This is a genomic window from Pseudochrobactrum lubricantis, assembly GCF_041929865.1.
Lineage (GTDB): Bacteria > Pseudomonadota > Alphaproteobacteria > Rhizobiales > Rhizobiaceae > Pseudochrobactrum > Pseudochrobactrum saccharolyticum.
Map to the genome: position 1 here is coordinate 96,946 of NZ_JBHEEE010000001.1, position 24,467 is coordinate 121,412.

20 protein-coding genes are annotated in these 24,467 nt (G+C 51.2%); 7 read left to right on the forward strand and 13 right to left on the reverse strand.

The window, feature by feature from the left end; translation table 11 throughout:
• Window positions 1–3: 3 nt before the first annotated feature.
• Window positions 4–1,200 carry an O-succinylhomoserine sulfhydrylase gene (locus tag JNC80_RS00470; RefSeq protein ID WP_376709150.1) on the forward strand — a complete coding sequence of 399 codons (1,197 nt, stop codon included), beginning with the start codon at window positions 4–6 and terminating at the stop codon, window positions 1,198–1,200.
• Between the two features lie 77 nt (window positions 1,201–1,277).
• The gene (apaG, locus tag JNC80_RS00475) at window positions 1,278–1,688 is read left to right on the forward strand and encodes a Co2+/Mg2+ efflux facilitator ApaG/CorD (RefSeq protein WP_376709616.1); all 411 of its coding nucleotides are present in this window, start codon (window positions 1,278–1,280) and stop codon (window positions 1,686–1,688) included.
• Here the strand turns inward: apaG and JNC80_RS00480 are convergent, their stop codons facing one another.
• The 4 genes from JNC80_RS00480 to JNC80_RS00495 all read right to left on the reverse strand — a co-directional run bounded on the left by JNC80_RS00480 (window position 1,689) and on the right by JNC80_RS00495 (window position 5,552).
• The gene (locus JNC80_RS00480; RefSeq protein ID WP_376709151.1) at window positions 1,689–2,228 is read right to left on the reverse strand and encodes a GNAT family N-acetyltransferase; all 540 of its coding nucleotides are present in this window, start codon (window positions 2,226–2,228) and stop codon (window positions 1,689–1,691) included.
• On the reverse strand, window positions 2,225–3,223 hold the full coding sequence (locus JNC80_RS00485; RefSeq protein ID WP_051139033.1) for an Hsp33 family molecular chaperone: 999 nt from the start codon (window positions 3,221–3,223) through the stop codon (window positions 2,225–2,227). Before JNC80_RS00485 ends, JNC80_RS00480 begins: the two co-directional genes overlap by 4 nt.
• 196 nt (window positions 3,224–3,419) lie before the next feature.
• Window positions 3,420–4,346, reverse strand: coding sequence for an ornithine carbamoyltransferase (gene argF / locus JNC80_RS00490; protein WP_116086858.1), 927 nt, complete (start codon window positions 4,344–4,346; stop codon window positions 3,420–3,422).
• Window positions 4,347–4,358: 12 nt separating this feature from the next.
• On the reverse strand, window positions 4,359–5,552 hold the full coding sequence (locus tag JNC80_RS00495) for an aspartate aminotransferase family protein (protein ID WP_376709152.1): 1,194 nt from the start codon (window positions 5,550–5,552) through the stop codon (window positions 4,359–4,361).
• 607 nt (window positions 5,553–6,159) lie between these two features.
• On the opposite strand from JNC80_RS00495, the gene JNC80_RS00500 reads away from it, so the two are divergent.
• Window positions 6,160–6,720, forward strand: a complete 561-nt coding sequence (locus JNC80_RS00500; RefSeq protein WP_022711114.1) for a GcrA family cell cycle regulator — start codon at window positions 6,160–6,162, stop codon at window positions 6,718–6,720.
• 156 nt (window positions 6,721–6,876) lie between these two features.
• Here JNC80_RS00500 and JNC80_RS00505 read toward each other — a convergent pair whose 3' ends face one another.
• The 5 genes from JNC80_RS00505 to JNC80_RS00525 form a co-directional block, all read right to left on the reverse strand.
• Window positions 6,877–8,004 carry a glycosyltransferase family 4 protein gene (locus JNC80_RS00505; RefSeq protein WP_376709153.1) on the reverse strand — a complete coding sequence of 376 codons (1,128 nt, stop codon included), beginning with the start codon at window positions 8,002–8,004 and terminating at the stop codon, window positions 6,877–6,879.
• Window positions 8,001–9,245 carry a glycosyltransferase family 4 protein gene (locus JNC80_RS00510; protein WP_376709154.1) on the reverse strand — a complete coding sequence of 415 codons (1,245 nt, stop codon included), beginning with the start codon at window positions 9,243–9,245 and terminating at the stop codon, window positions 8,001–8,003. Before JNC80_RS00510 ends, JNC80_RS00505 begins: the two co-directional genes overlap by 4 nt.
• A 147-nt stretch (window positions 9,246–9,392) precedes the next feature.
• The gene (locus JNC80_RS00515) at window positions 9,393–10,124 is read right to left on the reverse strand and encodes a polysaccharide deacetylase family protein (RefSeq protein ID WP_376709617.1); all 732 of its coding nucleotides are present in this window, start codon (window positions 10,122–10,124) and stop codon (window positions 9,393–9,395) included.
• Window positions 10,125–10,168: 44 nt separating this feature from the next.
• Window positions 10,169–11,488, reverse strand: a complete 1,320-nt coding sequence (locus JNC80_RS00520; protein WP_151158461.1) for an O-antigen ligase family protein — start codon at window positions 11,486–11,488, stop codon at window positions 10,169–10,171.
• A 15-nt stretch (window positions 11,489–11,503) separates the two neighbouring features.
• Window positions 11,504–13,060, reverse strand: a complete 1,557-nt coding sequence (locus tag JNC80_RS00525) for a GumC family protein (RefSeq protein WP_376709155.1) — start codon at window positions 13,058–13,060, stop codon at window positions 11,504–11,506.
• A gap of 275 nt (window positions 13,061–13,335) precedes the next feature.
• On the opposite strand from JNC80_RS00525, the gene JNC80_RS00530 reads away from it, so the two are divergent.
• Entirely contained in the window at window positions 13,336–14,631 is a 1,296-nt protein-coding gene (locus JNC80_RS00530) for a lipopolysaccharide biosynthesis protein (protein WP_022711108.1), read from the forward strand.
• A 142-nt stretch (window positions 14,632–14,773) separates the two neighbouring features.
• Here JNC80_RS00530 and JNC80_RS00535 read toward each other — a convergent pair whose 3' ends face one another.
• Window positions 14,774–15,772 carry a glycosyltransferase family 2 protein gene (locus JNC80_RS00535; protein WP_151158463.1) on the reverse strand — a complete coding sequence of 333 codons (999 nt, stop codon included), beginning with the start codon at window positions 15,770–15,772 and terminating at the stop codon, window positions 14,774–14,776.
• Window positions 15,773–16,103: 331 nt separating this feature from the next.
• Here JNC80_RS00535 and JNC80_RS00540 point away from each other — a divergent pair, with 331 nt between their 5' ends.
• On the forward strand, window positions 16,104–17,372 hold the full coding sequence (locus JNC80_RS00540) for a GNAT family N-acetyltransferase (RefSeq protein ID WP_376709156.1): 1,269 nt from the start codon (window positions 16,104–16,106) through the stop codon (window positions 17,370–17,372).
• Window positions 17,373–17,400: 28 nt separating this feature from the next.
• Here the strand turns inward: JNC80_RS00540 and JNC80_RS00545 are convergent, their stop codons facing one another.
• Window positions 17,401–18,708 carry an ATP-binding protein gene (locus JNC80_RS00545; RefSeq protein WP_376709157.1) on the reverse strand — a complete coding sequence of 436 codons (1,308 nt, stop codon included), beginning with the start codon at window positions 18,706–18,708 and terminating at the stop codon, window positions 17,401–17,403.
• Between the two features lie 225 nt (window positions 18,709–18,933).
• Window positions 18,934–20,877: a glycosyltransferase family 2 protein gene (locus JNC80_RS00550; protein ID WP_376709158.1), complete on the reverse strand. Its 1,944-nt coding sequence runs from the start codon at window positions 20,875–20,877 to the stop codon at window positions 18,934–18,936.
• Window positions 20,878–21,157: 280 nt separating this feature from the next.
• On the opposite strand from JNC80_RS00550, the gene JNC80_RS00555 reads away from it, so the two are divergent.
• Window positions 21,158–22,054, forward strand: coding sequence for a transporter substrate-binding domain-containing protein (locus JNC80_RS00555; protein ID WP_376709159.1), 897 nt, complete (start codon window positions 21,158–21,160; stop codon window positions 22,052–22,054).
• A gap of 43 nt (window positions 22,055–22,097) precedes the next feature.
• On the opposite strand, the gene JNC80_RS00560 is transcribed toward JNC80_RS00555, so the two are convergent.
• Complete coding sequence (locus tag JNC80_RS00560) at window positions 22,098–22,505, reverse strand: tellurite resistance TerB family protein (protein ID WP_028233671.1); 408 nt, start codon at window positions 22,503–22,505, stop codon at window positions 22,098–22,100.
• Window positions 22,506–22,786: 281 nt separating this feature from the next.
• Between JNC80_RS00560 and JNC80_RS00565 the strand changes: the two genes are divergently transcribed.
• Window positions 22,787–24,436, forward strand: a complete 1,650-nt coding sequence (locus JNC80_RS00565) for a lysine--tRNA ligase (protein ID WP_376709160.1) — start codon at window positions 22,787–22,789, stop codon at window positions 24,434–24,436.
• The last annotated feature ends 31 nt before the right edge of the window (window positions 24,437–24,467 follow it).

Consider the following 24,467-nt stretch of genomic DNA (forward strand, 5'->3'; position numbering starts at 1 on the left):
CCGATGACAAAGACACATATTCGTACCCTTCGCCCTGCAACTCAGCTTGTGCATAGCGGCACAACCCGCACGCCTTATGGCGAAACATCAGAAGCGCTGTTTCTGACGCAGGGTTTTGTTTATGACAGCGCCGAGGCTTGCGAAGCCCGTTTTACCGGTGAAGATCCGGGTTTCATCTATTCCCGTTATGCAAACCCGACGACGGATATGTTTGAAAAGCGCATGTGCGCGATTGAAGGCGCGGAAGAAGCCCGCGCCACTGCTTCCGGCATGGCTGCTGTTGCTGCGGCCATTCTCTGTCAGGTTCGCGCCGGTGACCATGTGCTGGCAGCCAAAGCGATGTTTGGTTCGTGTCGGTACATCATTGAAACCCTGCTGCCGAAATACGGCGTTGAATTCACTTTGATTGATGGCGTGAATATTGAGAACTGGGAAAACGCCATCCGCCCGAATACCAAAGTGCTGTTTCTGGAAAGCCCGACTAATCCGACACTGGAAGTGATGGATATCGCCAGAATTGCAGGCATTGCCAATAGTGTCGGTGCCAAGCTGATCGTCGACAACGTATTTGCCACCCCGCTGTTCCAGAAACCGCTGGAACTGGGCGCCCATATTGTCGTCTACTCCGCCACCAAACATATTGACGGTCAGGGACGTTGCCTCGGCGGTGTTGTTCTGTCAGATCGCGAATGGATTACAGACGTTCTGCAGGATTATTTCCGCCATACCGGTCCGGGTCTCAGCCCGTTCAATGCATGGACAATGCTCAAAGGTCTGGAAACACTGGCCGTGCGTGTTGAAGCACAGACCCGCTCTGCCGCTAAGATTGCCGATTTTCTGGCCGAACAGAATGCCATTGCCCGCGTAATTTATCCGGGTCGCAAAGATCACCCGCAGGCAGACATTATCGCCAAACAGATGAGCGGCGGCTCAACCATGATTGCGCTGGAGCTGAAAGGCGGCAAGAAAGCAGCTTTTGCCTTTGAAAATGCGCTGGAAGTCATCAGTATCTCCAACAATCTCGGTGACGCAAAAAGCCTGATTACCCATCCGGCCACCTCGACCCATAAAAATCTCAGCGACGATGCCAAGGCAGAACTCGGTATTACCGACGGCTTGCTGCGCCTTTCTATCGGCTTGGAAGATGCAGAGGATCTGATTGACGATATTGGCTTTGCACTGAAAGCGGCTCAAGGCTAAACTGATATCAGACGGCTGCTGATTTGCCGGCAGCCGTCATGTCCAGCCAGCTCCCATGGCCTTCCAGAGTAACCTCTATGTATCGCGCAATTACCGAGAATATCGAAGTCACTGTTGAGCCGTTTTATCTGGAAGAGCAATCTTCACCGGATGAATCCCGCTATGTCTGGGCTTATCGGGTAACGATTATCAATCATTCGGATATTCCGGTGCAGTTGCGCTCACGGACATGGAAGATCACCGATGCCCATGGCCGGACTGAAGAAGTGCGCGGCCCCGGTGTTGTGGGTGAAGAACCGTTTCTGAAACCGGGAGACAGCTATCAATATTCGTCCGGCTGTCCGCTGACGACCTCATCCGGCATGATGTCCGGCAGCTATATGATGCAAAATCATGAGGCTGGCAGCCCTGATGAAGGCAAACTATTCCCCATTACTATTCCGGCATTTTCGCTCGATATGCCTAGACACAGACCGGTTCTGAACTGACTATATAGTTCTGATCATCGCCACGCGGCGTTCAATCGGCAGGCCGATGGACTGTTCCAGCTCGGCAATGGAACGGAAACGCGCATTATATTGCGATACCGGCAACACCTGATAGCCACAGCTTTCATAGAAAGGCCGGTTCCATGGTATATCGCCGAATGTTGTCAGGCTGAGGCTTGCGCAGCCCTGCGCTTTCGCAAGGTCAGCCGCAGCATCCAGCAATTTACGGCCAAGCCCGCGGCGCTGGAAATCCTGATGCACAGATAGCTCCCAGACATGCAGGCGACCTTCATCCGGCATGGTTTCCGCCACCAGAAAGCCGCCAAGCACACTATTGCATTCTGCAACCAGCACATGGCCTTTCTGCATGAAATCAAGATGCTGCTCCGCAGACATGACAGGCATATCGAGAATAAAATGCAAAGACGGATCAGCTGCAAAAGTCTGCACTGCCGAGCGTTCAATCTCCGGCAGCAACGCAGCATCAGACGGCAGTGCCCGCCTTATCAGGCAGGCACTTTTGTCATGCTCGGCACTCATTGTGGCGCGTTAATTTCCGAAGGGTCAAAATCATAACGGCTGGAGCAGAACTCACAGGTCACCGAGATTTTGCCATTCTCAGTACTGTGTTCGATTTCTTCAGCTGAGAAGCCTTTGAGCACACCGAAAATCTTGTCCCGCGAACAGGCGCAATGATCGACAACTTTCGTGCCTTCATAAACGCGCACGCCGCGCTCATGGAACAGACGATAAAGCAGACGTTCAGACGGCACCTGCGGATCAGTCAGCTCGGAATCCTCAATGGTCGCAACCAGTGAACGGGCTTCCTGCCATTCATCCTCAACCGGAGCCTGTTCAGCCTCAGCACCATTCGGATTATCGCCGCCATGCAGATCGCGATGACGCGCACGCAATTCGGACTGCGGCAGAAACTGCACCATCAGACCACCGGCACGCCATTGTTCACTCGCTTTGCCATCGGCACCGCGCTCGAAAAGCTTGGCAACAGCCAGCTGAACTTCTGTTGCAATCTGCTCAGACTGCATGAAGTAATTGCGTGCAATATCTTCCAGCGACGAGCCGTCCAGCGCAACAATACCCTGATAGCGCTGGGTGAACTCACCCTGATCGACAGTCAGCGCCAGCGTACCCTTGCCCAGTAATTCTTCCGGCTTGGTTTTACCGGCAGCCACGAACTCTGCCACACGCTCTTCGTCAAAACGGGCATAAGCGCGGATTGCATCCGGCGTGCGGAAATCCACCACCAGCATATCCACCGGACCATCCGAGCGGGTCTGAAAGATGAATTTGCCTTCAAATTTCAAAGATGTGCCGAGCAACACGGTCAGAACCGCGGCTTCGCCCAACAGGCGAGACACGACTTCCGGATAATTATGGCGTTTCAGAATAGCATCCAGCGCCGCACCAAGCTGCACTGTGCGGCCGCGCACATCCAGACCCTCAACCTGAAAAGGCACAACAACATCATCACCGGACAGGGTAATATGGTCTGGCATCGGGCTATCAATCATCATCTGGTCTGTACTGGTCTGGTTATTCATCACTTATCTCTTTTTTATTGGCTGCCACGGGTGTCGCCACTGGGGCTGCATCACTGCACCATAAATAACACACGGCTCGCAGGCGTTATACGACCTGCAAGCCGTGGTTCAATCTTCAAATCAGGATCAGGGCAGCCGATCCATACGTTATCCTATAGATAAGAAGCGATCAGCGTCCTTCAAGACACCAGGTCAAAATCGCTTTCTGCGCATGCATACGGTTTTCTGCCTCATCAAAGACTACGGATTGCGGGCCGTCGATCACTTCATCCGTCACTTCCTCCCCACGATGGGCTGGCAGACAGTGCATGAACAAAGCATCTTTATTGGCTTTCGCCATCAGATCCGCATTCACCTGATATGGCATGAAAACATTATTGCCACGCGCATTATCTTCCTGCCCCATTGACACCCATGTATCGGTCACGATGCAGTCAGAACCGGCCACAGCCTTTTCCGCACTGGTGGTCGAGAAGATTTTTGCGCCTTTTGCATTTGCCCAGTCAACAAAACGCGACAGCGGTTCACTGCCCGAAGGTGTTGCAATATTCAGACGGAAATCAAATTGCGCCGCAGCTTCAATGAAGGAATGCAGCACATTATTGCCGTCACCGCTCCACGTCACCGTGCGGCCCTTGATTGGCCCCCGATGTTCTTCAAAAGTCAGAATATCGGCCATGATCTGACACGGATGAGTATCATCGGTCAGCGCATTGATAACCGGCACGGTCGCATGCTCGGCGAGTTCGAGCATGCGATCATGAGAGGTTGTACGGATCATAATGGCATCGACAAAGCGTGACAAAACTTTGGCTGTGTCCGCAATGGTTTCACTGCGGCCAAGCTGCATTTCCGAACCGGTCAGCATGATTGTTTCGCCGCCGAGCTGGCGCATACCCACATCAAAAGAGACGCGGGTTCGCGTGGACGGCTTTTCAAAAATCATAGCCAGAACTTTACCATCAAGCGGCTTATCGCGCTCACCGGCTTTTAATCGTTCTTTGCGGGCGCGCGCTTCATCCAGAATGAAGCGCAGATCCTGCGGGCTGACTGCAGAGAGGTCGGTAAAATGCCTTAAAGTCTTATCATTTGCCATTATTAGTCACCGTTATGCAGGAGCTTTGGAAAGCTTGGTTGCAACCTTTTCAATCCGGTTCAGAGCTTCACGCATATCATCTGCTGTTACTGTCAGCGGAGGCAACAAACGCACAACATTGTCACCGGCGCCAACGCTCAGCATATGCTCGGCGCGCAATCCGGTAATCACATCTGTATTTGGCACGGCGCATTTCAGACCGATCATCAGGCCTTTACCGCGCACTTCGGTGAACACATCCGGATAGCGGTCGATGATCGACGCCATACCCTGACGGAACTGCGATGCCATTTCATTAACATGGTCAAAGAAACCATCGGCCAGCATTACATCCAGCACAGCTTCACCCACGGCCATCGCCAGCGGGTTACCGCCATAGGTGGTGCCATGCACACCTGCGACCATGCCCTTGGCTGCTTCAGCGGTTGCCAGACAGGCGCCCATCGGGAAACCGCCGCCGATACCTTTGGCAGTTGCCAACAGATCAGGCTCAATACCTGCCCATTCATAGGCATAGAATTTGCCGGTACGGCCAACGCCGGTCTGCACTTCATCCAAAATCAGCAGCAGGCCGTTTTCGTCGCAGATCTGACGGATCAGACGCAGGAATTCATTGGAGAAGGAGCGAAGACCGCCCTCACCCTGTACCGGTTCAAGAAGGATAGCCGCGGTTTCCGGTGTAATAGCAGCGCGCAGGGCAGCTTCATCACCGAACGGCACCTGATCAAAACCATCAACCTTCGGGCCGAAACCCTCCAGATATTTGGCCTGTCCGCCGGCTGCGATGGTTGCCAGTGTACGGCCGTGGAAAGCACCTTCAAAGGTAACGATGCGATAACGCTCAGGCTGACCATTGGCGAAATGATAGCGGCGCGCGGTTTTAATCGCGCATTCCAGAGCTTCGGCACCGGAATTGGTGAAAAAGACTTTATCGGCAAATGTATTATCGACGAGGCGCTGACCAAGGCGTTCCTGACCCGGTACTTCATAGACATTGGACAGGTGCCACAATTTGGCGGCCTGATCCTGAAGTGTCTTTACCAGATGCGGGTGGCTGTGTCCGAGTGAATTCACAGCAATACCGGCTGCGAAATCGAGATAGCGTTCGCCGCCCTCGGTAATCAGCCAAACGCCCTCCCCTCGCTCAAAGCGCAACGCTGCACGATTATAGGTGTCGTAAAGCGGGTGCACAGTCGCAGTCGTCATGCCAATAAGGCCTCCAAAGCCTTTAAATTGAAGCGGGCATCAACATCAGTCTTCACCGGTCTCCGTGAGTTCTCTCAAACTCCCCCCGGAGAAGCGGTTGTTGCGCGCGGATGAAATCAAAAAGCCGCCCTCAGGGCGGCTCGACAATGCACTATTGTTCGCCAATATATAAATGTCAATCAAAGACCGCGGCTCTGCGGGGTGAAAACCGCCTCCTTAAAATGTGCAAAAATGTCGCTGTTGCGCAATTTTGTTACGCAGGCTTCAATAAGGGATCTGGCCTGAACAACAGGCCGGTACAACCATAATTGTCAATTTTCAGCCCCGTGTCCGTGAAATAAACTCCGAAGTGTTGCACGAAAACCTTGTATTTAAAAAAAACCGGTCTATTAAATGCCCGCTGATCTCCAAGGTTGGGGAAAACCATTCCAGCACCGGGCGCCGCGCTTGTCACGGAGTCCTTGCTTAAGGTAGTTTCATATTAAAGTAAGACTAGATTTAGTGCGACAGCGCCAGCTGTCCGGTACATATGGTGCCTGCTTGGACGGGCCCGCAAAAACGATAGCCGGACGCTATAAAGATTATAAAGAACGGAGCCTGAGCCACAATGAACTGGACAGATGAACGCGTCGAGCTTCTCAAGAAATTGTGGAGTGAAGGTCTGAGTGCAAGCCAGATCGCAGCCCAGCTGGGCGGCGTCAGCCGCAATGCGGTGATCGGGAAAGTGCACCGGCTTAAACTATCCGGACGCGGCAAAACAACAACTGCCGCGCCACGCAGCAAGAAACCGGCTCCCGCTCCGGTCGCTGCACCACGCCCGACAACAACATCAAGCAGCAGCATGTCATCCGGCAGTGCAAGCGCACCGCAGCCGACAATGCGTGCCACAGTGATGAAAACCTCCGGTGCCGCAGCACTGCAGGCAGAAGTTCTGGCTGATGCCGTTGCGGAACCGATTATCCGTCACAATGAAAATGTTGTTGTGCCGATTTCCCGTCACCTGACCCTGCTGCAGTTGACAGAACGCACATGCAAATGGCCGGTCGGTGATCCGCTGCACGAAGATTTCCACTTCTGCGGGCATGAATCCGGTGAATCCAGCCCTTATTGCAGCTATCATTCCAAGCTGGCTTTCCAGCCGACTGCAGAGCGCCGCCGCGCCCGCTAAGCGGAAATACATTCAGACAAAAAAGGCGCTTTTCAGCGCCTTTTTTATTGTCCTGATATCCGGCGTATCATGCGCAAGCGGCATTAATTCATCCGTATATAGTGCAAAGGCAAAGCAGGAAATGCACTGCTTTTTGCACCACTCAGCGCGCAAAACTTAAAGCAGGCGCTGATAAACCGCCAAAGTCTGATCTGCGATTCCAGACCAGCTATAGTTTTTTGCAATTTCCGCACTCTGTTCAGCCGCCTGCGCTGCACTGAAAGGCTGATCCAGTTTTTCAGCCATCTGCTTTGCTAAGGCCTGCGTATCTCCGAGAGGGAAATAGTCAGCCTCCGGTAAGCCGACCTCAAGATTGGCGGTAATATCACTGGCCAGAACTGGCAATCCGTAGCCCATCGCCTCCATCATCGCGATCGGCATGCCTTCATGACTGGACGGTAAAACAAACAAAGCTGCATTGCTGTAAAGCGCCGTCAAATCATCGCCGCGTTGCATGCCGGTGAGCACGATATTCGGCGTTTTGGCAGCCAGAGCTTTCACCTGATCGACATAAGGTGACTGGTGATCGGCGGCACCGACAATCGCCAGTTTCTTATCCGTGTGATAACCCGCAGCCTGCATGGCAGCAAAAGCGGCAATCAGATCATGCTGGTTCTTTTCCGGCACGATACGGGCAACCATCACCACATATTTCTTCTGCTCCAGCGCGAATGTCTGCAACACAGCGCTTGCACCACCGGCTTCCCGTAAGGTCACACCATTCGGAATAAATTGTGCGGAAACCTGATAGCGCTCTGCCATGGCCTCAGCGATATGACGGGAAACGGCTATCCGCTGACTGGCAAAACGCATCCCCGCCCATTCGCCGGTTTTCAGCATTTTGCGGGCAAGTCCGCCCCATTTATCGCGATTATAATCAAAACCATGATGGGTAACGACGGTTTTAAGCCCAAGCAATCGTGCCAAAGGGGTCAGCAAAGCCGGTCCGATTGCATGAATATGCAGGATGTCAGGTCGACGAACTGCCGCCACCAGAACACCAAGAAATGTATGAGCAATCGCTTCAAATTTCGTGGAAAGCGGCGCCCAAAGCGGCGTGACCTGCACACCCTCCCACTGATAAGGCTTTTTCTGCGTCAGATAGGGTTTGCGCCCCAGCACTTCGACATCCCAGCCTTTTTCAACGAAAACGCGGGCAAGCTCCTCAACATGCTTTTCCACACCGCCCTGCACTTGCGGCACACCGCGCAGACCGAGCATCATCACTTTGGGACGCTTACTCATGCGCTTACTCCCAGATCAGCGTAAAGAGCGAGCATACGATTACGATAGGCTTCAGCGGAGAACTCGTTCAAAATCCACTCGCGCCCGGCCAGTCCCATCCGGTTACGCTCTGTAAGTGGCATAGCAGCCATGCGGCTCAGTTGCGCTGCCAGATCATCGGCATTACCGGCCTCGGCAGTCAGTCCGGTTTCGCCTTCACGGATCATCTCCGGAATACCGCCGATACGCGCACCGATCACCGGTGTGCCAAGCGCATAGGCTTCCAGAATACTAACCGGCGCATTTTCATACCATTCAGACGGCAGAACCAGCGCCCTTGCCTCTCCGATCAGACGATGCAGCTTTTCACCTGTCACATAACCGGCGAAAACTACCGGCGCATTGAGTTCCGCTGCCAGTGCTTTCAATTCGGCCTCATCTGGCCCCGTACCGGCAATGACCAATTTCACACCGGATTTTGCCGCTGCGGTAATAAGCGTCTTGAGGCCTTTTTCCGGTGCCAAACGACCGGCAAACAGCAGATAGTCCTGCGCCTCATAAACCGGCTTCAGATGATCCGTTTCCACGAAATTCGGAATATAGACCAGTTGCTCCGGCGGCCAGCCCCATTCAATCAGCTTTTCACGGTAGAAACGGCTCGGAACCACAAAGCGATCAACTTTATTGCGGTAAAGGCCGAGCATCCGGTGAACGGCAGTTTCGACAAAAACCAGCCCGCTGAGCGAAACCGACCCTTTAATGCAGCGATTGGCGACCACATTATAAATCCGACCACCTTTGCACTGCTCACAAACATGACCGTCAACCAGCATTTTATAAGCAGGACAGGCCAGTTTCAGATCATGCACTGTCATTACAACCGGAATATTATGCTGCTTCAGCGTCGCAAAAATTGACGGTGACAAATGGTGATAGACATTATGCGCATGAGCGATATCCGGCTTCGCGGCTTCCAGCAATTGGCTCAGATTTTGCTGCGCCTCGCGGGAATAAATGATCTTGGCAGCCTGCTTAACCTTGGTCAGCGCAGAGCTTTCACGGCCATATTCAATTTCAGATACAAAATAGCGCGACCAATCTGAAGGCAGATTATCCGGATGCTGCATGGCAAAAGGTACGGCATCCCAGCCGATATCCTCAAACAGGCTCATATGATCGAGAAAGATCGCTTCCGCCCCGCCACGCCGGTAAAAATAATTATTAATCGCCAGCAGACGCATCTGCTTCTCATCTAAGGTCATGCGTTCCCTCAAGCAGGCCCGAGAGCATAATTTCTTAAACTTGAAACAGAAATTATGCGCTCATTTTAAAGTGTCAGAGCGAGTTTTGTGCACCCAATGGGGCGTCTGGTGCTCTAAAGCTTTATAAATCCGGACAGGATTTACACATCACACAGCATGTGCAGATGCATAATCGTCCAGCGCTTCATCAACCGTTAAAATTTCACATCCGCTTTGCACCGCATATTGAACCAGTTTTTCAAAGGTCGCCGGTGTGCAGCCATAGGATGTCGGTGTTTCAGAAATGTCATGCGTAAAAAAGATCAGCCAGCCCGGCTGCGCTTTCACCGCATCAATCTCCCGCGTCAATTGCAGTGAATGTGCCTCTGGCTGGCGGATCTCCATACCATACAACATTTGCGGGCTTATTGCCCCGCGATTGATCCGGTTCTCTCCGGCGCGGCAAGTACGGTAATTACGCGCCAACCGCCGATGGGCAAAATAGGAAACCGCATTATAGGGATAGGCAAAATTAAACTTCGGACCATGTCCGCCTTTGTTATCTCCCAGAATCCGGCTCAGAAATGACCGGTTTCGGTCAATCTCACTTTGCAACTGCGCATCCTTGAGTGTCGCAACATTCGCATGTGAAAATGTATGGCACCCGATTTCATGCCCGCGCTCCGCCAGTTCACGAATTCCGCTTTCTGTAATCAGTTTACGGCTGGTTTCTGATGTACCGGCGAGCCCTCCGGCGACATAAAATGTTCCGCGCAATCCGTATTTTTCCAATATGGCCGCACCATAATACAAAGTGCTGTCAGGCACATCGTCGAAAGTGAACGTGATCACCGCATGATGCGTTGGCACATGAAGTGTTTTAGGAGCGAGGCGGGACATCAGCCGTGCCTGTAAACGAGCGACCCAATATTTAATTTTGTGCTTCACCGTGTCACTCCGATACTGCCTGATGCGAACGCAAGCGAGGGCGCATCGTCATAAGGAACCGGCACTGCCAATGCCTGCAAACGCAAGCCGAACAGAGCCATCATAACGCTGAACCATAATAAACTGCCGGTTTCAAAGAATACACTTTCAAGCGCGCCCCCAAACAAACCGTAAAGCCAGATACGTACATAAAGCCGCACAACAGGCGTATAGAGGTTTTGCTGTGAAATCCGCCTGATGTAAAGTAATGGCAGCACTAAAATCCAGATAAAGACAAGCAAAAAACCAATAACACCGAGATTAATTAACGCATCGACCCATGCATTATGACCGTTAAAAGCACGCGGAGACCAGTTTTCCACTGTATCATTATTAACCAGAGCGTCCGTCAGCCAATAACCATGAAGCCCGTGCCCGATCAATGGCCTATCAGCAATTGCCCCTACAGCCAGTCGCCAGATATCCGAACGATTGGTGAAACTGGCATCAATGCCGAGCGATGTAATAAACTCATAGACAGACGGTATCAATGCAGCGCCGACCGTTAAAAAATTGATCGTTAACACACCGCCGACAGCAATCGGCACACGCAGCCACTTAATTTTCTCGAAAACATAGGCGATCAGCAGGATCATCGGGAACATAGCCGTCGATGTCTTACCGCCGGTATGCATCAAAAAGAACACCGACAAAACAAGGATCAGCCAACCCGCAAGGTGATAGCCTTTATCTTTCAGGTAAAGCCCGAAGAAACCACTGACCAGCATGGCTGCAGAGGCAACATTCTTATGGGCAAAATGGCCGCGCCAGTTCCCTAACTGCTCGTCGCCCAATTCGGAGCTGAACTGATGTATAGCCACTAACGGCTTGAACATCACACCGAAATAGGCAAGCCCCAGCATGACAAACAGCCCTGCCATAATCATTTTGGCGAATTGCTCTTCAGAACGCGGCAATAGCAGGAATACCGAGGCATTGAGCATAATGATGCAGGAAAGAATAAGCTGTTTTAAGGATTCAACCCGCTCTGCAGAGAAAAGCGCCGCGAGTAAAATCCATATGACCAGCAACACGATTAAAGGCCTGGGTTGCAATACCAGCTTCTTTAACGGGCTGATGGCAACATAACAAATAGCACTTGCAAAGAGCAGCAAGGAAACGACCTGATTAAACAGGCTTGAGCCGCCTTCAGCCGCCGCCGAAGCCGTTTCCGCAGGAAAAGGCTCGATCGTCACCCAGAGGTAAAAGAACTGCGCCATGAATAAGGTCGCAGCAAGAAAACCCCTTATATCGCTCATGCCGGAGGTGCGGATCATCTGCAACCTGCTTCACTATTTTTTATAAGAAGCGCGGGACTGTGCACGTAAGAGACCGATAAATCCGAAAAGCAAGGCCAAACCCGTACCAAGACCACCGCCGACAACGGCACCGGCAACAGTAAGAAGAGCTGTACCCGGAGGCCATGAACGGCTTTTAGGTGGCAAGGCCGGTGAAGCAATACGGATATTGGTCGCATCGATCTGCTGGCGCTGGGCAATTTCCTGCGCACGGGTCAGATAGGTCTGGTACAGAGTTGTCTTTGTCAGGCGGTCTCGTTCAAGATCATTCAGCGTAACCTGTGCATCCGTATCGAGGGAAACCGCTGACCGGGCAGTCTCAATCTGACGGCGCAAAGTTTCGACCACAGAATTTGCCTGATCCAGATCCAGCTTTGCGGCACGTAAAATCCGTGACGTTTCCTGCGAAATTTGTGCCTGCAGGCCTGCAATCTGCGACTGCGTGCTGGCCAGTTCAGGATAACGCGGACCATAAGTCATGGTCATAGCATCAAGACGCTGTTTCAGGGTCGCATATTGTGTGCGCAATGCAGTCAGCGTCGGGGATTGCAATGTACCGGACGGATCCAGAGCCTGATTGCCGGCACTGGTCAGTTCTGCATAACGGGATTTTGCCTCGGCCTGACGGCTCAGTGCGCCGACAAGCTGCGAATTGATTTCTGTCAAAGCCTGTGCACTGACCAGCTCGCCGGTATTACCGGTCTGAAGCCCCTGCGCATTACGGAACTGCGCTACTTTCATTTCAGCTTCAGTTGCAGCTTTTTTCAGCTCACTCAGCGGCTCTGTCAAAGCACGGGCAGCGCGTGCGGCACCATCCCGCTCATTCTGTGCAACTTCATCCTGAAAGGCCTTGGCGACAGTATCTGCTAATATAACGGCCTTTTCAGGCTCCCGTGCCCAGACAGTGAGGTTAATCAGATAAGAGCGTTCCGGACGGCGGGCCTCAACACGCGATGACAATTCACGCAAGGCTGCAATATTCTTTGCCTGTTGCGGATCAACTGCATCATCCTTCTTCGGCTCCCCCAGAAGACCGGAGAATAATGTTTTCTCTGTTCCGTTAAATTCCGGATCATCCTGCAATTTCAGTTCGTCGACCACCCGTTGCATCACATTACCGGATGTCAGCAAGCGCAGCTTGCTTTCAATATCCATCAGCTGGCTTTCTGCCTGCATACTGGTGGCATAAACATCATTCGGCACAACCTGCAAATTTGATGGTGCAACAATGATATCCGAACCCGCAGTGAAACGCGGCTTGGCGGTTTTACCAAAACCTATGCCGACAGCTGCCCCCACCAGAGCCAGCAGCAGGATCAGCCACCAAAAGCGCAGCAACCAATTGATAATATCTGAAAAACCAACAACCGGAAAAACCCAGCTGCGCTGTGCAGAACGCGCCTCGTCACTGTCTGCATAATCCTGTTGCAAAGGAGAAGAAGCGGCTTGAGAGGCTCGTATATCTGTATCCGGCTGCAAAACAGCTTCTGCACCACGGCTGCCGGCAGACGCGGGTTTGGCTTTTTTAGCTAATTCTTGCAGCGTATACATCAGACATCTCTAATAGCTTGAGGCAAAACCCGTATAGAGGGCTCAATTGCTGTATCTACTTATGCAGTAACAGAGATATTAAAAAAAAAGGTTAACAAAGCCTCATCGGCATAGTTTAAGTATTAGATTCCATGAAAAGCATTATTTTAAATTTTACTTATAATAATTAATAACAGGCTTCCCCTGCCTTTTTGTTTTCCGGCCTAAATCGGTCTAAAATTGTTCCCTTTCACAGGAAAATGCTATAGAGAGGCTGCGACAAGGGAAATAAAACTATGAGTGAAACGGAGTTGCCGGACAACCGCATGTCTGCACGTATCCGACGATATTTACCGTCGCTCCTCTCCTATATGGCTTCCAGCGGCAGCCTCATCATGGCAAGTGTAGCACAGCTTGCGACATTTGCTATTCTCGCGCGTTTTCTCGGCGCGGCTGAATTTGGTATGTTCATCACTATCATGGCAATCACCAGCATTGTCGTGCATATTTGCGGCATTGGCAGCGCTGAAAGCCTGCTGCGGCGCGTGGCGCAGAATAAAAAAATATATCCGGTCATGCTCGGTCACAATCTGATACTGATCGGTATCAGCGGTGCTCTGCTCGTAGCTGCCGGAATGCTTATCCTGCCCTACTGGATCGAATTTTCACCTGATCCTGTTACCAACGCGATCAGTCTCTTTCTCTATCTTGTCACCAATATTGTCTTGCTGCGCATGATTTTGCTGGCTGAGGCCGTCTATATCGGACACAGCAATTTCAAAGCAGCCAATCTCTCTGTGGTCGGCTTCGCCCTTGCCCGTACACTTGCGGCGGTTCTGGCTTGTGTTGTGTTTGGCGTCAGCACCATTAACGGCTGGGCCTGGTGGCAATTTGCCTGCCACGTATTAGTTGCCGGAATATACTGGCTGTTTTTAATGCGGCTGGGCAAGCCCATCTTCCATATTATGCGTGAGGAAATCAAACTCGGTATCTTCTTTGCCACCCCGTTCATCTTCCGCGCAATTCGCCAGAATATCGACTTGCTGCTGCTTGGTCTTCTCCTCTCCCCCGCAGTCATCGGCAGCTACGGCGTTGCACGACGGATTGTCGACAGCAGCTATCTGAATATTGATGCCATGAGCCGTTTGCTCTATCCCCGCTTTGCCAAAATGAGTGCGAACGGCATCGACAAAGCCTGGCCTCTGGCACAAAAAGCCACGCTGATGGCATTGGGTATTTCCGTTTTCACAGCGACATTTGTTTATTTTCTGGCACCATATCTGCCACTGATTTTCGGTCAGGAATATCAGTCCATGGTATATTTTACGCAGGTGCTGTGCTGGGTCATTATTTTCTATGCATTATGGTCTGTCAGCGTCGAGGTGATGGGATCTGCCGGTGAGCACGGTTATCGCGCGGCTATTCTTAACACCGGTAATATAATCGGCGCGCCGATACTGGCATTTGCCACATGGCTGATGCCGCCGACAGGTACATTTATTTCAATCTATCTGATTGAAATCTCCATCGCCATCTGCGCATGGCTGGTGCTGTTGCGCTTGATGCGCAGGGCAAAACAGAGTTCAGTTTAGAGTGACCTTATTGCACCCGAAGAGGTGCCCGTCGCTCTAGAGCGGTTTACGTCCAGATTGGATCATAGCGCTCGCGTCTCAATTCTTTATTTGGTCGCATTATCACGGGCGTCAAGTTGATCCAACTTGACTGTGAAATGCTCTAATGCTTGTTTTCCTGAATGATTTTGCTCTCGATCATAGCAGCAGGATTTTTGCGCGGCGTGAAAAAGCCAAGCGGCAGTGCCGCCGCATGGAAAAACCATGCTGTAACTGAATAGAGTCCGATTGAAAAACTGCGATGCTTCACACTCATCAAAGCTACTGCAGCAGCAATCATCGCCAGATCAATCAATAGCGCAATACCGGTTGGCAAAACAGCCAATACCAGCAGCATCGCGATAATCCATCCATAGACTGCCATCCACAGACGCAATTCCGGCAATTCGGCAAACAACATCCTGAAATGTGGCTTGCCCGTTGCCGAGCGCAGCAATTCTCCGATGCCGCGAATATATTTTGACTGCCAGCGCTTAATTAGAAGCTTGTATGCATTGGCACTATGCCCCGTGTGATACACGAAGCGCCGGTCGAGACGAAACAATGTCCAGCCTTTGGCACGCAACCGCACACCCAGATCATATTCTTCATAGCTATGCAGATTACGGTCAGACAAATAGCCGATTTCTTCTATCGCCTCGCGCCGGTAAAGTCCTCCGCAATTAATACGGTCGATCGTTCCGACTGCTTTATACGCGGTTTTCCGCAAGCCGCGCCGGACATATTCAAGGCTCTCATTATTGCGCTCCATCACATGGCCGGTAACACCGGCAACGCGCGGATTTGCTTCCAGATATTTCAGCGCCTCGATAATAAAGTCCGGTGCCAGTTCTGTATCACCGTCCATCAGGCAGATAAAAGAGCCGCTGCTATACTGATAGCCCAATTGAGGTCCCAATCCGCAACTGGCTTTGGCAGGCGCTTCAATCTGAACAATTTTTACCGGATATTGCTTTGCAATCTCAATCGTACGGTCGCGGGAACCGCTGTCAGCCAGAATAACCTCACCCTGCCCGTCAGGCAAAGCCGCAAGAGCACTTTCAAGCGCGGCGGCAATCCGTCGTTCTTCATTCAATGCTTTGATAATGATTGAGACCGCCATCTTACATCCTGCTTGTCTGAGCATCGGGCTATCACGCGCATATAGGCATAAGACATATAAAATGCAATTAACGTCACATGAATATGGCGGCAGACTATATTATCAAAATGCCTTAATATTATTATTTCACTTAAATAAAACTCACTCAAATACTACAAAGCAACGACCTGTTTTTGCTTATCCGCAAAGCGATATAATAATTCTGTGTTTCAAATTTTTCCCTAGGACATTGTTTACACAATTCTGCCAGAGTCGCCTCAGCTTCAATCAAACGTAAAACGGCTTTCAGCATCACGCCTGACTATCATTGAACAAAACAGGGCAAAGCGGCATGGCATTAATCAGTTCGATACAGCTTTCCCGGGGAGAGCCGGATTTAAGCCTGATCGAACCTGCTCAGGTGCCTAAAAGCGAATATCTTGCCCTCAGTTCTGATCCGCACATCTCCCTATGCCCGACTTATCAGATCCGCTGTTTTAAGTCCGTTGACGATGTTTCCGGCGACTGGCCTGCCGCTGAAAAAAACGGACCCGGCAAACTGCATAGCCATGCAAGTCCGAATTATCATATTTTTCAGACCACAACATTTCTGAAAATCTGGGAAGAAACCTATGCTCCGGTATTGAAGGCTGAGCTGTGCCTTATCGAAGTTCGTACAGAAGACGGCAGACCGGTTATGTTTCTGCCTCTGGCTATTTTTGTGCGCAACGGAACGCGCATCCTGTCTTTTACAGATCAGGGCGTGGCCGATTATAATGCGCCCGTGCTCTTTGCCTGCGGAATGATCTGGACCCGTGCGCAGGCAGAAAATATGTGGCAGCAGATACAGAAAGCTCTGCCGGCTTTTGATTTTGCCGATTTTAATAATATGCCTGAAAAACTGGGCAATCTGACCAATCCGATATTTTTGCTGGCCAATCAGAGCAACTCAGCGGACAGCCATGCCAATATATTGTCTCATGACTGGGACAGAATACAGCAGAGCCTCGTGCGCCCGAAAATTATCCGGCGCAAACTCCGCCGCCTCCATGAATTAGGCGATTGCGAGTTCTTTACAGCGAAAAATGATGCTGAAAATCAGGCATTGCTGGACTTCATGTTACGGGAAAAACAACAGCGCTTTATTGAAACGCATGTACCGGGATTCGAGCAATATCCTGAGAAAATTCACTATTTCAATGAAGCAACACGGGTATTTCAATCAGCCGGTGTGCTGCATTTTTCTGCACTGAAACTGAATGGTGAAATTCTCGCCTGTATGTGGGGACTGGTCAGCGGGCCACATTATTACGGCATCATGATTGCCTCTAATCTGAAAAACTGGGCGAAATATTCCCCCGGCCATGTCTTGCATTATCTGCTTATCAAAGACCTGAAAGAGCAAGGCTATAATTGTCTTGATCTTGGCGTTGGTGACGAAGACTGGAAATTGCAGAATTGTGATCTGACCATTCCGCTCAAACGTCTCACCGTTTGCGCCACCTTGCGCGGCCGCCTCTATGAAGCACATAAAGAAGTCATGTCGCGTTTGCGTGCCACGTCATTCTGGCAGGCTCTGCGGCCGTTGAAATGGCAGCTGATCCGCGGCGTTAAACGCTGATTAGCCGCCCGCGGATCGCACCCTATGATTATGACCCAGCAAATACGACGGTGAATACAGCGCCTTTTCCAAGCTGCGAGCGTACGATCAACCTTCCGCGATGACGGGTCAGAATATGTTTAACAATGGCGAGCCCCAAACCCGTGCCTTTATGGGCTCGGCTGCTATCCACATCAACACGGTAAAAACGCTCGGTCAGACGGGGTAAATGCTCCGCCGGTATACCGGGGCCGAAATCCTCTACGCTGACGGAAAAACCACGCAATGCATCTGCAGTGGTAGGTGCTGCTTCGCCTCCCTGCTCATCAAGGCTGACAATAACACGCTTTCCCGCTTGTCCGTATTTACAGGCATTTTCAATCAGGTTCTGGAACACCTGAATAAGCTCGTCTTTGTCGCCGGGCAGCCAGACCGGATGATCTGGTTTCGTCCATTCAATGGTTACGCCAACACCCGAGGCCATAGGCGCCAGTGTCTCCACCACATGGCTCAGCACTTGCCCGATATCAATGCGTTCTTTTACCGGAATAGCGGCCTTCATTTCCAGACGGGAAAGAGACAATAAATCATCGATCAGACGCGACATGCGGTCTGCCTGTGTCTGCATAATGCCAAGAAAACGCTCCCGCGCAGCGGCATCGTCGCGCGCAGGGCCTTGCAGTGTTTCAATAAAACCACGCAATGAAGCCAGAGGCGTGCGCAGTTCATGACTGGCATTGGCAATAAAATCTGACCGCATACGGTCAATACGGCGTAACTCCGTCTGGTCGCGGAAGATCAGGATAAAACAATCTGCCTCACCTTTTGCCGTTTCAAAAGTCATGACCGAAGCACGATACCAGCGCTCAAACGGCAACCGCTCCAGATAATCCGATGACCGCGCCTGCCCGTCAGCAATAATCCCCTGTATCAGTGAATGCATTTCCGGCGAGCGGAAACATAAATACAGGGACGCATCCCGAGCCAGTGGCGGAAACGCTTCGCGAGCTGCATGATTGACATAAAGGATCGTACCGTCTGTATCAAAAAGCACCAGCGGATCAGGCAGAAAATCGGCAAGCCGCTCACCGGACAGGCGCGACAGCGGCCCCTCCCGCTTGCCGGTTTTGGTCGCAACCGCAACTGGTTTCGGTGTACTGAAAAACGCCAGAGCAATCACCAGAATAAAAAGCAGCACACAGCCTGCCGCAGCAAGGGATACGGAAACGCCCCAATAGCGCAGCAGTAAAAACAACGGCAAGATTATCAGTAAAGAGGACGCCGATTTACGCAGAGCTTTTAGCAATCTCTGCTCGCTACTCTCCTGTCTCCGCTCTCCGTCCGTATCTGATGCCATTATGTTTGAAACGCCGCCTTGCTGTTTCTGACCGGTAACCATAGATCTGAATGCCGCCTTTATGCCTGCCCTGTTGCAGCCTGCTATGTTCTATTCCAACAGATGCGCATATTATCTTTCCGATAGCAGCACAGTTTCACAGAATACATTTATTTTGCTGATTACAAATGTTTTTCCGGAAAAGCGCATAGTCCGCCCCGAAAGAACATCCGGACTATTTATGATTTATATTGCGGTTTTGTGACAATCCGGCCGGATGATTAAGCCTTCCTGTGCATAATGCGCCGGTAAAGTCTGCACAGTTCTTCTGTCGTCCTCAACGTGTTTTAACCCGCTCTCAATACGGCTAGGAAAATGCGGTGTTTTTTCCCAGTGATGGGGTGCAGTGAACATTTGATAAAATGCCCGCCATGATGCAACGGACAGTAGAAGCCAATATAAAGGCACGCCCCAAAGATAAAAATACCGGCGTTTTTCTTCATAACGCAGTGTCTTCTGACACAGCAAATGAAAGCTCAGATAAGCTGTCAGCAAATTCAGACCATTAAACAAAACCGCAGCCACAACCGACTGGTCGTGATAACCGGAGATTGTTAGAGCAACACCCCAAATCAGACTGACCAGCATAAAGGGATGCAGCAAAGCGGATAGCAGCAAACCTGTTGTATATAACAAGTAAAGGCTGAAACGTGCTGCACCTAACTGACGGCAGGTATGCACAGGCGAGCGCATATGCACCAGCCATGTCTGCATCCAGCCCTTGAACCAGCGGGTGCGTTGCGTTTTCCAGTCCTTATAATTTTCCGGTGCATCTTCAGTCGTCGGACGATTAATCACATCCACTCTGTAACCGAAGCGTGCCAGTCGCATCCCCAGATCGGCATCTTCCGTCACATTATAGCTGTCCCAGCCACCGACTTTCTGCAGCACTTTGCGCCGGAGATGATTGGATGTTCCGCCCAAAGGCATTACGGCACCACGACGGCTGAGCCATGGCAAAAGCCCGCGAAATAATCCTGCATATTCAAAAGAAAAATAGCGCGTCAGATAGTTACAGCTGAAATTTCCGATCACCAGCGGCGCCTGAAGACAGGCGAGATCACTGCCACTACGCCGGAACGCCTGCCATGCCTCCAGCAACTGATCGCGATGCGGCCTGTCCTCCGCATCATAGACGACAAGATATTCGCCACGGGCAAATTGCAGTGCATAATTCAGGGCTTTGGGTTTGGTACGCGGGCCAATAGAGGGTACTTTCAGAACTTCAAATTGCGCAGGTAATTTAAGCCGTGACAGCGCTGCCAGAGTTTCACTGTCATCAGCCTCGCAAATCAATTTGATATCCAGTTTTGCAACCGGCCAGTTCAAGGCACTGAGCGCCTGTATAAGCTGCCGCACAATCCCTGCCTCCTTATAAAGCGGCACCAGCACAGTATAAACCGGCAGATCATGAAGCCGGTATGGTGCCAGCGGCCTGATATGCAGCGGCCGTGCATTCCACGCCGCCAGAAGGCGAATGGTTACGCAGGCAAAGAAAAACAATGTCATGCTCCAATAGAGAAAGGCCAGACGGAAGCCGCCCTCCGTCAGAAACATCCATAACAGCCCGATAAGTAAGCCTGCGAAACAGAAACCCTGCCAGCCGTTCAGTACCAGACTGGCGGAAAGATGTGCGGGTGTCATTTTTTGTGCCCGTCCGGCAGCGGCTTTGCCATAACGGTTATGCAATAATGCCACCAATACAGAGGGCGGACAGAGTCTTAAACGCTCACGCATTTCAGGATATTGCCGCAAGTAGAATTTCAGCATCGCCAATTCCCGAAGATCCGGTGCCATATAAAGCAGGCTTTGACCTTTAGGCCCCGCAATTAATATATGGCGGATACTGTTGAGACGAGCCGGTCCGTCAAAAGGGCGCAACAAAACCTCTTCCGCATCCGGCGCATCATCATAAGTCAGCCCCGTCTCTTCAGCCCAAAGCCTGTAAAGTGCCGCTTCAGAAATTGCACCTTTGTACACGAGTTCATCATTAAAAGACGTATTATGCCGTGCAGCGCTGGCAAAGGCCGCAATAATATCCGCTTTACCCAATCCCGCCGCGACAAGCCGGACCGAGAATGCTGCACAGAGTTTTATAAAGCTTTGTGTAAACAACAAATGTAGTGTCATTCCGCCCCCGCGAATATTTAACCAAAATCAACTCAATTAAATTAGAAGCAACAAAACAAAACTATTTTGAAATTTACGATAAATTAACAATAATAATCATTTTAAAAAAATATCAACTGTAAAAAATACAATATACAAATCATTCAATTTCAATAATACCAACATTAATTATTGTTCAAAAAATAAATTTATTATTCACGCGGGTTCTGCTTTCTATAAAGAGGAGAAAATTTTATACTGAGCAAAATCCGGACAAACCAACAGGAGCTGCAGTCAGCCAATGCGCAATGATGTTCTTTCCGCCCCGCTCAAACGGGCGTTAAAATATTGCGCAGCCGTCAGCTCTGCGATCCTGCTGATACTCGCCTCCGGCATCTCGGCATCCTACGCCGCCCCGCCCTATCTTGCGGGAGATGACCAGAAACCGGCAAAACCGGATATTTCACAAAGAGCGCAGATACGTTTCCTGACCGGCACAGATTTTGCACCTTTCAACAGCCTCTCCCCGCAAGGACGGCTGAGCGGCTATCATATTGATCTGATCCGTGCGCTTTGTCAGGAATTGGCGATCACCAGTCGTTGCCTGATCGAAGCCCGCCCGTGGAATGAATTGCTTCCCGCCTTGCAGAAAAACGAAACTGATGCGCTGATTGCCGGACTGACACCGGATCGGGAAAAACGCACCACACTCAGCTTCACCCGCGCTTATTTCAGCTTGCCAGCCCGTTTTGTGACAGTGAAAACATCGGAACTGGCCGATAAAAACTTTTCACCTGACGGGAAAACAGTCGGTGTTCTCGCCGGTTCCGCCCATGAAGCCTTGCTGAAAACCTATTTCCCGAAAGCAAAAACCAGTCCTTATAGTAGCAGTGAGCTACTCTATAAGGATCTCAGAGATGGCAAAATTCAGCTGCTTTTTGGCGATGCAATGAGCCTGTCGCTCTGGATGAACCCAAACGCGACATCAGGCAAGGATGCCGCCCCGGACGGCTCCTGCTGCCGCTTTATTGGCGGCGCCTATCCGGCACCGGAGTTTCTCGGACAGGGAATGACGATTGCTTTGCGCAAGCAAGATGCGGATCTGCGTCTCGCCTTCAATAATGCACTCAATGCATTGGAGCGCAAAGGTGTGCTGGACGACCTGTATCTGCGCTATTTTCCGATCGATTTCTATTAAATAAAAATGAGCGCATCTCAAAAAAGATGCGCTCATCATCAAATTACAATTTGCGGAAACGCACGCGCGCACTGCGCTCAATTGCAGCAACGCTCAGCTCGTCAAGATTCCACAGATCACGCATCAGCTGCAGGAATGCCAGCTCTTCCTGTTCAACATGCAGGTCGGCTGCGGCCACTTCAACAGCCAGCGCATAGGCTGTTTCATAAAGTTTTTCCGGCAGGGCCTGATGGGCAATATCCAGAATACGATCCAGACCATCATCTTTGGTCAGCAATTCATAGCAACGTTCGGCAATTTCCGGCACTCTTTCATCATCAAAGCCGGTAAAAACCGGCAGGCGATGCACAAGATTTCCGATGGAGGACAATTCCGCATCTGTCATCCGCGTATCCGCAGCTGAAACTGTTACCATAATATAGATCAGCGCATCTTGCGGCGTGATTTTCATTTCCAAGAACTCCTGCATCGGCTTTTTTATGACTTTGAAACTATTCCACAGGGCTTAACAAGTGTTCAACTGCATTTCAGCCTGAGGATAATGCACACAACCCCCATCATTTTTGCATTACACACCCGCGCTTGCAAAGAAAGCGCATCATATCCCCCAGCGCTTGTAAAGAAAGCGCAGCACATCATTGACGAAACCCGCATCTCACCATAGACCTGTCTGTCCGTACCCGTAAAAAGTGCGGATATTTCAAACCAACACCTCCTATCAGGAAAGATATTATGACAACCGACCGCTCAAACCACATCGACCTTGCGCCCGACCTGATTGCGGCAGCAGCACAGGCGAAAGCGTGGCCCTTTGAAGAGGCTCGGAAAATCATAAAACGGTACGAGAAAACCGGCTTTCCCGAAGTCGTGATTTTCGAAACCGGCTATGGCCCGTCCGGTCTGCCGCATATCGGTACTTTCGGCGAAGTTGCACGCACATCCATGGTGCGCCATGCATTCCGCGTTCTGACCGAAGATAAAGTCAAAACCAAGCTCATCTGCTTCTCGGATGATCTGGACGGCATGCGCAAAATTCCGGAAAATGTGCCGGATCGTGCCGCGCTTGAACCAGCTTTGCAGCTGCCGCTGTCGGCTGTGCCAAATCCGTTTGGCGGCAACTATAAGAGCTTTGCGGATCACAACAACACCATGCTGTGCCGCTTCCTCGACACTTTCGGTTTCGATTATGAATTCGCCAGTGCCACGGAATATTACAAATCCGGCCGCTTTGATGAAGTGCTGCTGCGCGCTGCCGAGCGCTACGACGACATCATGGCCGTGATGCTGCCGACACTGGGTGAAGAACGCCGTGCCACTTACAGCCCGTTCCTGCCGATCTCGCCAACTACAGGTCGCGTGCTTTACGTGCCGATGAAAAAGGTTGACGCCAAAGCAGGCACCATCACCTTTGACGATGAAAACGGCGTGGAAACAACACTGCCTGTCACCGGCGGCAATGTAAAACTGCAGTGGAAGCCGGATTTCGGCATGCGCTGGGCCGCGATCGGCGTTGACTTTGAAATGTTCGGCAAAGATCACCAGACCAATCAGGCGATCTATGACAAGATTTGCGAAATTCTTGGTGGTCGTGCGCCGGAGCATTTCGTCTATGAATTGTTCCTCGATGATCTCGGCCAGAAGATTTCCAAATCCAAAGGCAACGGTATCAGCATTGATGAATGGCTGACCTATGCCCCGACCGAAAGCCTCGGCCTCTATATGTTCCAGAAGCCGAGAACAGCGAAGAAGCTGTATTTCGACGTGATTCCGAAGGCGGTGGATGAGTATTTCACCTATCTGGCAGCCTATGAAAAACAGGATTGGGCGGCACGCCTGAACAATCCGGTCTGGCATCAGCATTACGGCAACCCGCCAAAGGTTGATCTGCCGGTGCCGTTTGCCATGTTGCTGAACCTTGTCAGTGCATCCAATGCGGAAAATGCCAGCACATTGTGGGGCTTTATTTCCCGCTATGCACCGGGGGCGACACCGGCCACCCATCCGGAGCTTAACGCTCTGGTGGAATATGCCATCCGCTACTTCAATGATTTCGTGAAGCCGAGCAAGAAATTCCGTGCACCGGATGAAGTTGAAAGCCAAGCTCTGCGTGATCTGGATGCAGCACTGGCCGCACTGGACAACAGTGCAGACGGCACGACAATCCAGAACGCCATTCTGGATGTGGCACGCGTCATTGAACGCTATCAGGATCACAATAAGAAGAGCCCTGACGGCGGCCCTGGTGTGTCCGTCTCGTTCTTCCAGATGCTCTATGAAGTGCTGATCGGACAGGAACGCGGCCCGCGCTTTGGTTCATTCGTAGCGCTTTACGGCATTGATGAAACACGCGGTCTGATTGCCGAGGCACTCAAGCGCGCCTGAGACTTTAAATAAAAAGAAAAAAGCCGCGCTT